The organism is Flavobacterium artemisiae, from assembly GCF_042678225.1.
Classification (GTDB): Bacteria; Bacteroidota; Bacteroidia; order Flavobacteriales; family Flavobacteriaceae; genus Flavobacterium; species Flavobacterium artemisiae.
In genome coordinates this window covers 369558-382566 of the sequence record NZ_JBHUDZ010000002.1, presented here as the reverse complement: position 1 = coordinate 382566, position 13009 = coordinate 369558, and the positions used below count along the sequence as shown (strand labels likewise).

General features: G+C 33.3%; 11 protein-coding genes. 4 read left to right on the top strand and 7 right to left on the bottom strand.

Annotated features, from left to right (window positions below; translation table 11 throughout):
• Window positions 1-23: 23 nt before the first annotated feature.
• Complete coding sequence (gene rny / locus ACFSC2_RS03620) at window positions 24-1583, top strand: ribonuclease Y (RefSeq protein WP_379816251.1); 1560 nt, start codon at window positions 24-26, stop codon at window positions 1581-1583.
• Between the two features lie 69 nt (window positions 1584-1652).
• On the opposite strand, the gene ACFSC2_RS03615 is transcribed toward rny, so the two are convergent.
• From ACFSC2_RS03615 to ACFSC2_RS03600, 4 genes are all read right to left on the bottom strand, one after another.
• A complete protein-coding gene (locus ACFSC2_RS03615; RefSeq protein WP_379816250.1) occupies window positions 1653-3173 on the bottom strand; it encodes a PAS domain-containing sensor histidine kinase in 1521 nt (506 codons plus the stop codon).
• Window positions 3174-3322: 149 nt separating this feature from the next.
• Window positions 3323-4219, bottom strand: a complete 897-nt coding sequence (gene xerD / locus ACFSC2_RS03610) for a site-specific tyrosine recombinase XerD (protein ID WP_379816365.1) — start codon at window positions 4217-4219, stop codon at window positions 3323-3325.
• Window positions 4220-4300: 81 nt separating this feature from the next.
• Complete coding sequence (locus ACFSC2_RS03605) at window positions 4301-4879, bottom strand: porin family protein (protein ID WP_379816248.1); 579 nt, start codon at window positions 4877-4879, stop codon at window positions 4301-4303.
• A gap of 324 nt (window positions 4880-5203) precedes the next feature.
• Window positions 5204-5764, bottom strand: a complete 561-nt coding sequence (locus tag ACFSC2_RS03600; protein WP_379816247.1) for an outer membrane beta-barrel protein — start codon at window positions 5762-5764, stop codon at window positions 5204-5206.
• A 283-nt stretch (window positions 5765-6047) separates the two neighbouring features.
• Here ACFSC2_RS03600 and ACFSC2_RS03595 point away from each other — a divergent pair, with 283 nt between their 5' ends.
• The 3 genes from ACFSC2_RS03595 (at window position 6048) to ACFSC2_RS03585 (ending at window position 9709) form a co-directional block, all read left to right on the top strand.
• Complete coding sequence (locus ACFSC2_RS03595) at window positions 6048-6605, top strand: porin family protein (protein WP_379816246.1); 558 nt, start codon at window positions 6048-6050, stop codon at window positions 6603-6605.
• Between the two features lie 129 nt (window positions 6606-6734).
• The gene (gene aroQ / locus ACFSC2_RS03590) at window positions 6735-7148 is read left to right on the top strand and encodes a type II 3-dehydroquinate dehydratase (protein ID WP_379816245.1); all 414 of its coding nucleotides are present in this window, start codon (window positions 6735-6737) and stop codon (window positions 7146-7148) included.
• A gap of 71 nt (window positions 7149-7219) precedes the next feature.
• Window positions 7220-9709, top strand: coding sequence for a DUF5686 and carboxypeptidase regulatory-like domain-containing protein (locus ACFSC2_RS03585; protein ID WP_379816244.1), 2490 nt, complete (start codon window positions 7220-7222; stop codon window positions 9707-9709).
• A 193-nt stretch (window positions 9710-9902) separates the two neighbouring features.
• On the opposite strand, the gene ACFSC2_RS03580 is transcribed toward ACFSC2_RS03585, so the two are convergent.
• The 3 genes from ACFSC2_RS03580 to ACFSC2_RS03570 form a co-directional block, all read right to left on the bottom strand.
• Complete coding sequence (locus tag ACFSC2_RS03580; RefSeq protein ID WP_379816243.1) at window positions 9903-10778, bottom strand: cation diffusion facilitator family transporter; 876 nt, start codon at window positions 10776-10778, stop codon at window positions 9903-9905.
• An 84-nt stretch (window positions 10779-10862) separates the two neighbouring features.
• Entirely contained in the window at window positions 10863-12176 is a 1314-nt protein-coding gene (gene murA / locus ACFSC2_RS03575; RefSeq protein ID WP_379816242.1) for a UDP-N-acetylglucosamine 1-carboxyvinyltransferase, read from the bottom strand.
• Between the two features lie 103 nt (window positions 12177-12279).
• Window positions 12280-13008, bottom strand: a complete 729-nt coding sequence (locus ACFSC2_RS03570) for a DUF4290 domain-containing protein (protein WP_379816241.1) — start codon at window positions 13006-13008, stop codon at window positions 12280-12282.
• Window position 13009: the final 1 nt, after the last annotated feature.

The window sequence follows — 13009 nt, the reverse complement described above, 5'->3', positions numbered from 1 at the left end:
TTTATATATAAACCTTAACAAACATGGACATCATAACGATCATTATTGGTATTGTAGGTATTGCGGCAGGTTTTGCAATAGCTAAAATTATCGAGAAAAGTAATATTTCAAACTTAATTAAAAACGCTAAAAAGGAAGCTGCTTCTATCTTAAAAGATGCTAACCTAGAAGCTGAAAATATTAAAAAAGATAAAATCCTTCAAGCTAAAGAGCGTTTTATCGAACTAAAATCCGAACACGAACAAGTTATTTTGGCACGCGACAAAAAAGTAGCCGAAGTAGAAAAACGTGTACGCGATAAAGAATCTCAGGTTTCTAATGAATTATCTAAAGCTAAAAAAGTAAATGATGATTTTGAAGCTAAAACTGCCGAATACAACAACAAAATTGAGGTTCTAGATAAAAAACAAGCTGAAGTTGACAGACTTCACAAAAGCCAATTACAACAATTAGAAGTAATCTCTGGTCTTTCTGCAGAGGAAGCAAAAGAACAATTGGTTGAAGGTTTAAAAGCTGAAGCTAAAACTAAAGCTATGTCTCATATTCAAGAAACTATTGAAGAGGCTAAACTTACGGCACAGCAAGAAGCTAAAAAGGTAATCATCAACACTATTCAAAGAGTTGGAACTGAAGAAGCGGTAGAAAACTGTGTTTCTGTTTTCAATATCGAATCTGACGACGTAAAAGGACGTATTATTGGTCGTGAAGGTCGTAACATTAGAGCACTTGAATCGGCAACTGGAGTTGAAATCATTGTTGACGATACACCAGAAGCAATTATCCTTTCTTGTTTTGATCCGGTTCGTAGAGAAATTGCCCGTTTGTCTTTACACAAATTAGTAACTGACGGACGTATTCACCCTGCTAGAATTGAAGAAGTTGTTGCTAAAACAACTAAACAAATTGATGACGAAATTATCGAAGTTGGTAAACGTACTGTTATCGACTTAGGAATTCACGGTTTACATCCAGAATTAATTAAAGTTGTTGGAAGAATGAAATACCGTTCTTCTTACGGACAAAACTTATTACAGCACTCAAGAGAAGTTTCTAAACTTTGCGGTATCATGGCTGCTGAATTAGGATTGAATGTAAAATTAGCCAAAAGAGCTGGTTTACTTCACGATATTGGTAAAGTGCCAGATACAGAAAGTGATTTACCTCACGCACTTTTAGGAATGCAGTGGGCAGAAAAATATGGTGAAAAAGAAGAGGTTTGCAACGCAATTGGAGCGCACCACGATGAGATCGAAATGAAATCATTGCTTTCTCCAATTATTCAGGTTTGTGATGCTATTTCTGGAGCTAGACCAGGTGCAAGACGTCAGGTTTTAGATTCTTACATTCAGCGTCTAAAAGATCTTGAAGATGTCGCTTACGGTTTCAGCGGTGTAAAAAATGCTTACGCAATTCAAGCTGGTAGAGAATTACGTGTAATTGTAGAAAGCGAAAAAGTTTCTGATGATAATGCTGCAAACTTATCATTTGAAATTTCACAAAAAATTCAAACAGAAATGACTTATCCTGGACAGGTAAAAGTTACTGTAATTAGAGAAACAAGAGCAGTAAATATTGCGAAGTAATCTAACACAACATAAGAATAAAAAAAGGCTGTCAATTGACAGCCTTTTTTTATGTTCTTTTATAAAGCTTTACATATCATTAAAAATAATTTTAAAGCTAGTCCCTACTCCAACCTCACTTTCTACTTCAACAGTTCCTTTCATCGCTTCAATCTGATTTCTGGTTATGTACAATCCAATACCTCGCGCTTCTTCGTGCCTGTGAAAGGTTTTATACATTCCGAAAAGCAGATCGCCGTAAATTTTTAAATCAATTCCTAAACCATTATCTGTAATTTTGAGCGATTTATAACCTTCCGGTTCAATTGCAAAATCAAAGCTTATAACAGGATCTCTATCCGGATGCGCATATTTTATCGCATTGGTTGTAAAATTGAGCAAAACACTTTCTAAATATGCCGGATTAAAATTAATCGTCAAATATTTCGGCACATTGTTTACAATAGTCACATTTTGGTGTTTATCATAGCCTTTAATGACCAAAATTGTTTTTTCGATATATTCACATAGTTTAAGCTGTTCTACCGCAATATTGATATTACTCTGCGTTTTTACAATTTGGGTTAAATTAGAAATCGTCTCATTCAAATCATTTGAAACGGTTCTCAAATGTTCTAACATTTCAGGAACCGTCCCTTTGTCTACGTCAGCATCAATAAAATCAAGAATAGACTTAATATTTCCTGCCTGCGTATTCAGATTATGCGAAACTATATGTGAAAAATTCAACAAGCGGCTATTTTGATCGCTGTATAATTTCATTGTCTTAATAAGCTCGAGTTCTTTTTCCTTTTGCAAAGAAACATCCGTATGCGTCCCGATCACACGCAGCGGCTTTCCGTTTTCATCACGTTTAATTACTTTGCCACGATCCAGAATCCATTTGTAATTACCGCTTGAAGTCATTACACGATGGTAATTCTCGTAATACGGAATCTTATTATCAAAATGCTCTTGTATATCAGAATAGTATTTTGGAAGATCGTCTGGATGCACAATTTTATCCCATCGCTCGGGATCATCAAAAATATCAGTAGATTCTAACTCTAAAATTTTAAGCGATAGCGACGAGTAAAAAACACTATTAGTTACCATATCCCAATCCCAAACACCAGCTGTAGAAGCATCTAACGCAAACTGAAAACGTTCTTCGGAGATGCGAAGTTTTTCTTCTTTATCTTTTAATTCGGTTATATCAGAAACATGACCATAAAAAACAACATTGCCTTCAGGAAGTGATTCTGTTTTAGATGAAACCTTAAACCACCTGATTCCTTTTTTAGGCAGTAAAGCTCGAAATTCTACCTCCCAAGGTTTAATCTCTTTTCTAGCTTTAACCAAAGACTGAAAAAACAACTCACGGTCTTGCAGTAAAATTCTATCGTAGATTATAAACTTAATTTCGTTTGTAAATTCCTCAACAGTAAGCTCAAATATATCATCTGCAGATTTACTTACTAGAGGAAAAGAATAATTATTGTCTTTATCGATAACAAATTGAAAAAGTAAGTCAGGCATTTCAGCCAGCAGTTTGCGGTAAAACTTATTCACCTCCAAACAATCATCATTTCCATATAAGTCAAAAACCATATAGTACTTTTTTAGTTAGATAATCTCAAACTTTTTCTCTTAAAAAACGAACAAACAAAAGTTATATTGCTTATTACATTCTCATTAAAATAAAAATTTAACACAATATATCAATTTCCACAATAAAATATGGGAATTATTGAGAAAATCTACCTTCTAGGATGAAAACTGTTCATAATTTCTTTCAAAAACCTACGATCCAAATGAACATAAATTTCTGTTGTTGTAATAGACTCATGTCCCAGCATTAATTGGATGGATCTTAAATCTGCTCCATTTTCTAACAAATGTGTCGCAAAAGAATGTCGAAGCGTATGTGGACTGATATTTTTTTTTAGACCGATTTTAGAAGCCAAATCTTTAATAATCGTAAAAACCATTGCTCTTGTAAGCTGATTTCCTCTGCGGTTTAAAAACAAAGTATCTTCACAGCCTTTTTTTACATTTACATTCGGTCTAATTTCTTTTTGATACAATTCGATATATTTTTGCGTAAGTCTTCCTATCGGCACAAAGCGCTCTTTATTTCCTTTTCCAGTGATTTTTATAAAACCTTCTTCAAAAAATAAGTCCGAAATTTTCAAAGAAATCAATTCAGAAACTCGTAAACCGCAACCGTACAGGGTTTCCAGCATCGCTCGGTTTCTTTCGCCTTCATTAGTACTTAAATCAATTGCTTCTATTAATGCATCTATTTCTTCCACAACTAATGTATCCGGAAGTTTACGCCCAGTTTTAGGCGATTCTATCAACTCAAGCGGATTATCATTTCTATAATCTTCAAAAACGAGATAATTAAAAAAACTTTTAAGTCCTGAAATTATTCTAGCCTGAGACCTTGGGTTTACTTCTTTTGAAACTGTATAAATAAAGTCTTGAACTGTTTCGTCTGTAATTTTTACAGGTGAAACATCTATTTGATTAGTTTCTAAAAAAAGGCACAAGCGCTCGATATCAAAACCATAATTCTCGATTGTATTCTTTGACAAACCTCGTTCAATTCTCAAATAAGACTGATAATCTTTTATGTACCGATTCCAATTCATATTCACAAAGTAAATCATTTTTTTGCATAAAAAAACCTTCCTTGATAGAGGAAGGCTTTTAATATTTTAAGCTGGCATTATTTAGAATTTATATGCTAATGATAAAGCTAATACGCTATTTTTAGGACTGTCAAGATATTCATCAAAATCCTCACTTTCATAATCTGCTACATTAGAGAAACCTACAGTGTAACGAAGACCTACAGAAAGATCATCGGTAAAATTATAGCCTGCCCCAAAATTAAATCCGAAATCCGTAGATTTATACAGATCTTTTGCATCATCATCATCATGCTTCGCCGATACTAAGAAACCAATTTGTGGTCCAGCTTCAACTGTAAATTTCTTTGTAATAAAAAACTTTGCTAAGACAGGAACATTAATATAGTTTAATTTAGCATCAAAATCTGAATCTAAAGGACCTTCAAGTTTTGCTCCTTGTGCTGAAAATAAAACTTCGGGCTGAATTGCCAATCTTTCAATAACTTTAATCTCTGCAAAAGCTCCAACATGAAACCCTACTAAAGATTTAGCATCCCAATAATTACCTCCTGCAAAAGATGCTACGTTAAGACCCCCTTTTACTCCAAATCGAGTTTGCTGTGCATTCGTAAATGCAAACGCCATTACCGCGATGGCAGTTAAAATTATTCTTTTCATTCTAATTTGCTTTATGGGTTAAAATTAATTTACCAACAAATATAAAATTATACTTATTAAAAAAATATTTGCTTTTTAACAAATAATGGCGTAAATACAAGAAAACGTGCTATGTACAAAATACAACGTTAAAAATCAGAGTCAAAAAGAAGGCTTTTTATTTTTGAAAAAACTACATTAAATTATCATAAAAAGTCAAAAAAGTAATTGATTATCCATTTGAATGACAACTACTTGTCACCTGAAAAAACCGAATAAAAAAATAAGAAAAAAGCCTTTCTCAAATGAGAAAGGCCTTTAGAGAAACTAATTGTAAATTAATTTTTAGAACTTGTAAACTACTCCAAAATTTACAGCTCTTAAGTCAGTACCGAAATTGAAATTGTTAGATTTTTCTGCACCGTGACCTCCGTTATTGTTTACACTATACCCTAAACCTAACCAAGTAGCTTCAATAGCAAAGTGCTTAGACAAGAAATAGCTTAAACCTAAACCAACGTTAGCTCCAACTTCGTTTTCTTTATAATCACCAGGTTTAATTTTACTATTAGTAAAATCAAGACCAGCTTGACCATACACAGAAAATTGCGAAGCAGGTGTAAAGTAATATCTACCAAATGCTCCAGCAGTAAAACTATTCGTTTTATCTTCACCAATCTTATTAGATCCAAAACCTAATTTTGCACCGATAGCAATGTTCTCACTTACAAAGTATCCTACTTTTGGTTCGATAGTAAATTCATTAGCTTTAGCATCTCCTGTTTTTTGAGAACCTACATTAAATGCTCCAGAAATAAAAGCATCACCTTTAGAGTAACCACCTGTTTGTGCATTAGCAAATCCGAATGTCATAACTGCAATAGCAGCTAAAATAATTTTTTTCATTGTTATGAATTTATTTGATTAAATAATTAATCCAAAAGTAAGATTGTGCCTATTAAAAAAAATCCCCGAGAAGATTAAAAAGTATTAAAATAAGACAAATCAATTTTTCTTCAGAATACACTAGAAATCAACAAAATAAGGCATTCGCAAGTCTTTTAACCATTTATAAGTGGGAATTTTAGTAACTATTTTATCTAAACTATAAAACAATAAATTGGCTAATAAGTAGTTTTGAAATGTAAATGACATTAAAAAAATACCAAACTCTTAAAAAAACATTTTTATGAAAAAGATAATTTTAGCTGCTATTTTGTTCATCGCAACATCTGCAGCTGTCCAAGCTCAGTTATTAAAAATTGGAGTTAAAGCAGGGGTTAACTTTGCTAACCAAACTGGAGATTTTCCAGATTCAATTGATAAAGAAGGTATCACTAGCTATCACGCTGGTCTAGTTGCAGAAGTAAAATTACTTGATAAATTTTCTATTCAGCCAGAACTTTTGTATTCTACAACAGGAGCATCTTACAAATTTGACGAAGTAAGTGATGACGTTAAAAATGAATTAGGTTATATCTCTATTCCAGTAATGGCTAAATTTTATTTGAATAAGACATTCAGCATTGAAGCTGGTCCACAAGCTTCTTTCTTAGTTAGCGAAAGAAATGACTTTGATATTAAGAACGGAGAAACTTTTGAGTTTGGTCTTAACGCAGGATTAGGAGTAAAACTTACTGAAAGCATCTTTTTACAAGGCCGTTACGGTATTGGATTAACAGAAGCTTCTAAAAATGCAGATGTTAAAAACTCTGTATTTCAAATCTCTGCAGGATTTATGTTCTAAGAGAATATCACATACTTTTATAAAAACCGTTCTATTAATTGGAGCGGTTTTTTTATTTTTACATTCTAGTGAAATACTTTAAAAAAGTAAAAAGAATTCACATACCTCACAATTAATCTAAATTACATTATGAAAATCTGCATTATCAACGGTCCGAATTTGAATCTTTTAGGAAAAAGAGAACCTGAAGTTTATGGAAGCCAGACCTTTGAAGATTATTTCAAAATCCTTCAGGAGAAATTTCCAAATATCGAACTTTCTTATTACCAAAGTAACATTGAAGGCGAATTGATCGGAAAAATTCAGGAAGTTGGTTTTACTTTTGACGGAATTATTTTGAATGCCGGCGCTTACACTCATACCTCAATAGGTTTAGGTGACGCGATGAAAGCCGTAACGACTCCAGTTATAGAAGTTCATATTTCAAATACATATGCTCGCGAAAGTTTTAGACACCAATCGTATTTATCAGGAAATGCAAAAGGTGTTATTTTAGGATTTGGACTAAAAAGCTATGAATTAGCTATACAATCATTCTTATAAGATTTTTTTTAACAAATAATTAATAATCTCCGTTTTTCCATGCTTTATTTTTGTTAGAGAAAACATACTTTATGAAAAACCATATACTATTTGCCTTTTTACTTTTTTCTCTTTTCTGCAACGCCCAAATCAAAGGAACTATCACGGATGAAAAAGGAAATCCGCTGCCATTTGTTTCTGTTTTTGAAGAGAATACCTATCGTGGTACCACTTCGAATGAACAAGGAAAATATCAACTTCAGGTAAAAGATGTTGGAAAAAATAAAATTGTTTTTCAATATTTAGGTTTTAAAACTCAAAAAATAACGGTTTCTACAGACTCAAAAAGTATAGTTTTAGACGTAAAAATGGCAGAAGAAAGTTTCTCTCTAAACGAAGTTATTATAGATCCAAAAAGCAATCCTGCTAATGCAATCATAAAAAAAGCCATTGCTCATAAAAAAGAGAATTCTGAAAAAACAGCTCGCTTTACGGCCGATTTTTATTCGAAAGGAATTTTAAAAGTAAAAGATCTTCCGAAAAAAATCTTGGGCCAAAAAGTGGATTTGGGCGAAGATATGGCTTCCAACCTTGATTCGACTGGAACTGGAATTTTATATCTATCTGAAACCGTTTCGCAGATCGCGTATGAGAAACCCAATAAATTAAAGGAAAAAATTATTGCTTCTAAAATTTCTGGCAGCAGTAAAGGTTACAGCTACAATACCGCCAGCTTATCTACTTATGATTTTTACGATAACAGTATTGAGTTTAACATCAATTTGATTTCTCCGATTGCTGATAATGCTTTCAGCTATTACAAATACAAACTTGAAGGGACTTTTTTTGACGATAACAAGCAGCAGATTAACAAAATAAAAGTTATTCCAAAAAGAGATAAAGAACCTGTTTTTGAAGGCTACATTTATATAGTCGATGATAGTTATGCCATTTACGCTTTAGATCTTGACATAAAGGGTTATAGAATGAAAAATGAGTTTACAGAATCAATGTCGGTTACACAAAGTTTCAGCTATAATTTGAAGAATAAAATTTGGACAAAAAATGCACAGACACTTACTTTTAATGCAGGAGCATTTGGTGTAAAATTTTCTGGACAGTTTAATTATGTCTATTCTAATTATGAATTCCCCGATTCTTTTGCGAAAAAGACTTTTGGAAACGAAATTGTTGCTTTTGAATTGAATGCCAACAAAAAAGATGATGCTTTTTGGAATGAAATTCGTCCGATTCCGTTAACTATTGAAGAAAGTGTTGATTACACCAAAAAAGACAGTCTTTTAGTCATTAGAAAATCTAAAAAATATACCGATTCTATTGATGCTAAAAACAATAAATTTAAAATCTGGGATATTCTACGTGGTTACGATTACAAGAACACTTTTAATAAATATTCCTTTAAATATGATGGTTTACTAAACATCACTTCTTTAAGTTTTAATACTGTGCAAGGCTTTAATTTGGATTCTGGTTTTTCGTTTAAAAAATGGAATGATGAAAACGGAAAAAGTACTTCTATAAGCACGACTTTTAATTATGGCTTTTCGGATGAAAGACTTCGCGTAACGGGACAATTCTCTCATCGTTTCAATACCATTAATTTTGCAACTATAGGTATTTCTGGAGGAACAAAAACAGCACAATTTAATAGTGCCGAACCTATAAGTAAATTTGTTAATACTGTAAGTTCCTTGTTTTTTAAAGACAATTATATGAAGCTTTATAATTTAGAATTTGCTCAGGTTAACTATGCCCAAGATGTTGCAAACGGAGTTAATTTGAATGCAAAAGTCGCGTATGAACAGCGAAAACCGCTTTTTAACACAACTGACTATTCTTTCTTTAAAAGAGATGATATTTACTCGTCAAACAATCCGTTATTGCCAAATGATTTTGAAACACCGGCTTTTGATCCGCATCATTTGTTTAAAGCAAATTTAACAGCCAAAATTAACTTTGGCAATAAGTATATTTCAAGACCAGACGGAAGATATAATTTTAAAAATGATAAATATCCGACTGTTTTCTTAGTTTTCGAAAAAGCTTTTGCAGCAAGCGAAAAAAAATATGAATTCGAAAGAATCGGCGCTGCTATTCAATACGATTTAGCACTGGGAAATAAAGGTGTTTTAGGAACTCATTTTAGAGCTGGAAAATTCTTTAATGCAGAAAATATCTCCTTTATTGATTACAGACATTTTAACGGAAACCAAACTCATATTGGAACAAGCGATCGATATTTAAACGTTTTTAATTTAATGCCGTATTATACTAACAGTACTAACGATAGCTATTTTGAAGTTCATTCTGAATACAATGACACCGGCTTTATTATGAATAAAATTCCGTTGTTAAACCTTCTGAAATCGACAATGAACATTGGTTTTCATTCGCTTGCATTACCAGATAGGAATCCGTACACCGAATTCACAGTTGGTTTAGATAATCTAGGTTTCGGAAAATTTAAATTCTTCAGAATAGATTACGTTCACTCTTACCAAAGCGGCATACAACAAAATGGAGTTGTTTTTGGTTTGAAGATTTTGAATGTATTAGACTAAGGTTCTAAGTTACTAAGCTTCTGAGCTACTAAGCTTTTAAGATGCCAAGGTTCTAAGTTTTCAACTTGGTGGCAATATAAAGTATAAAAAGGTCCGTTTAAATATTATTTAAAAGGACCTTTCTTATGATTGATAAAAGCAATACTCAGACACTTAGAAGCTTAGAAGCTTAGCATCTTAGAAACTTAGAAACTCAATGATAATCATCTGGCTCGATATGAATCAAAACATTTCCTAATTGAGGAATTTGTTCCTTTAAAGTATCTTGAAGTTTGTGTGACAAATCATGTCCTACTTTTACAGAAATTTTTGCAGAAACTATCGCGTGCAAATCAACGTGATAACGCATTCCGGCTTTTCTGATATAACATTTTTCTGTTCCGAGAATTCCGGGAACGGTTGAGGAAACAACACGAATTTCTTCGACTAAATCATCATTTAGATTTTCATCCATGATTTCGCCAAGTGCTGGTCGGAAAATTTTATAACTATTATATAAAATGAAAAACGCCGCAAAAAGCGCCGCCCAGTCATCTGCAGATTCGTAACCTTTACCCATAATCAAAGCAACAGAAATTCCGACAAACGCAGCAACCGAAGTAATTGCATCACTTCTATGATGCCAAGCATCTGCAGCAAGAGCAGAACTGTTGGTTTGTTTGCTTCTGTTCATTACTACTCTAAAAGAATATTCTTTCCAGATGATGATAGCTCCTAAAACATATAACGTCCATGATTTAGGCAATTCATGCGAAGTGCCAATATTGGCAATACTTTCATAACCAATAATTGTGGCGGTTGTAATTAAAAATCCGACAACCAAAAAAGTAATCAAAGGTTCTGCGCGACCATGACCATACGGATGATTTTCGTCGGCTGGTTTATTAGAATATTTGATTCCGAAAAGCACGAGACAAGACGAAAATATATCCGTCGTTGATTCGATCGCATCGGCAATCAAGGCATAAGAATTGCCAAAAAAACCTGCTAAACCTTTTACAAGGGCTAAGCAGGTGTTTCCAGCTATACTAAAGTAAGTAGCTTTTATAGCTTTTTGTTCGTTTGTCATTTAGACTATTTTTTTCGCCACGAATTCACGAATTATTTCTATAATCTTTCAAGATTTAAATTCCTGAATTCGTGACTAATAACTTTACGCTCGTACGATTTTTGCTCCAATTGCTCTTAAACGCTCATCGATACGCTCGTATCCACGGTCGATTTGTTCGATATTTTGGATTGTACTAGTTCCTTTTGCAGAAAGCGCAGCAATTAATAATGAGATTCCCGCACGAATATCTGGAGAAGACATTGTTGTTGCTTTCAATTGAGATTCAAAATTATGTCCCATAACCACAGCTCTGTGCGGATCACACAACATGATTTTTGCTCCCATATCGATCAATTTATCCACAAAGAATAAACGGCTTTCGAACATTTTTTGGTGAATTAAAACATCGCCTTTTGCCTGCGTTGCCACAACCAAAACGATACTTAATAAGTCAGGTGTAAATCCTGGCCAAGGCGCATCTGCAATTGTTAAGATAGAACCGTCGATATCTGTTTTTACTTCATATCCGTCTGTGTGAGCCGGAATGTAAATATCGTCATTACGTTTTTCGATTGTAATACCTAGTTTTCTAAATGTATTTGGAATCAAACCTAAATTTTCCCAGCTTACATTTTTGATCGTGATTTCGCTTTTTGTCATAGCCGCAAGACCAATCCAAGAACCGATTTCGATCATGTCTGGAAGAATTCTGTGCTCGCATCCGCCAAGACTTTCAACACCTTCGATAGTCAATAAGTTAGAACCAACTCCAGTGATTTTTGCTCCCATAGAGTTCAACATTTTACATAACTGTTGTAAATAAGGCTCACACGCAGCGTTGTAAACTGTAGTTGTTCCTTTTGCTAAAACAGCAGCCATTACAATATTTGCAGTTCCTGTTACAGAAGCTTCGTCAAGAAGCATATCTGTTCCTTGAAGTCCTTCTTCTGGAGATTCTACTCCGTAAAAATGATCTTCTCTGTTGTATCTAAATTTTGCTCCAAGATTGATAAAACCTTCGAAGTGAGTATCTAATCTACGACGGCCGATTTTATCTCCACCTGGTTTTGGAATATATCCTTTCCCGAAACGAGCCAAAAGCGGACCAACAATCATAATAGAACCACGAAGCGCTCCACCTTCTTTTTTGAAAGCTTCTGTTTCTAAATATCCAACATTAACCTCATCAGCTTGAAAAGTGATTGAACCTGGTTCGTTACGTTGAATTTTTACCCCTAAATTCCCCAATAAAGTGATTAATTTATTGATGTCTATAATATCAGGAATGTTATTAATTTTTACTTTCTCTCCTGTTAGCAGCACGGCACATAAAATTTGTAATGCCTCATTCTTTGCTCCTTGTGGAGTGATCTCTCCTTTTAAAGGTGTTCCACCTTCGATTTTAAAAATTCCCATAGATTTCTTTTAGGTTCTTTCAAAGTTTCTAAGATTCTGAGATACTAAGATTCTAAGTAAAAAAACTCAGCACCTTAGTTGCTTAGAGACTTAGTAGCTTATTTTATTTCTGATTATTGTTTTTTTGAAATGTCTTTTTTTGACCGCCTTTATTATTGTTATTGTTTTTGTTATTCTGAATTTTTGGCTGTCCTGCTGGAGCTGTTTTATTAGACATACGTTTATTCGTACGCATCAAATCTGTTGTGTTTAAAAGCTCTTCTGTACTTTCTAACAAGTTGATTCTGCCTCCAGACAATTCATATAAATGTTCAAAAATAACATCATCTTTTACAGTGTCTTTGTTCCAGCTCAAAAATGATTTTTTCATATGGTTGGCAATTACCAATACCAATGCATTTTTCATTTCGCCTTCTTCCCATTTATTCGCAACATCAATCATGTATTTAATGTTGTTTCCGTAAAATCTGTATTTTGGAAAGTTCTGCGGGTATTGCAAAACATCTGGTTTTAATTCTAAAACCTCTCTTGACGGAATCGGATATGGCGATTCTACATTCAATTTAAAATCAGACATGATGAAAAGCTGATCCCAAAGTTTATGCTGAAAATCTGGAACATCACGCAAATGCGGATTCAGACTTCCCATTACCTGAATAATATATTTTGCTGCTTTGTTACGCGTTTCATCGTCTTCAATAGCAGTGGCCTGATCAATCAATTTTTGCAAATGACGACCATATTCTGGGATAATTAAACGCTGTCTTTCTGAATTGTATTCTAAATTGTAGACAACATCGCTTGCGGCTTCTCTTTTATATTTTTCGATCATA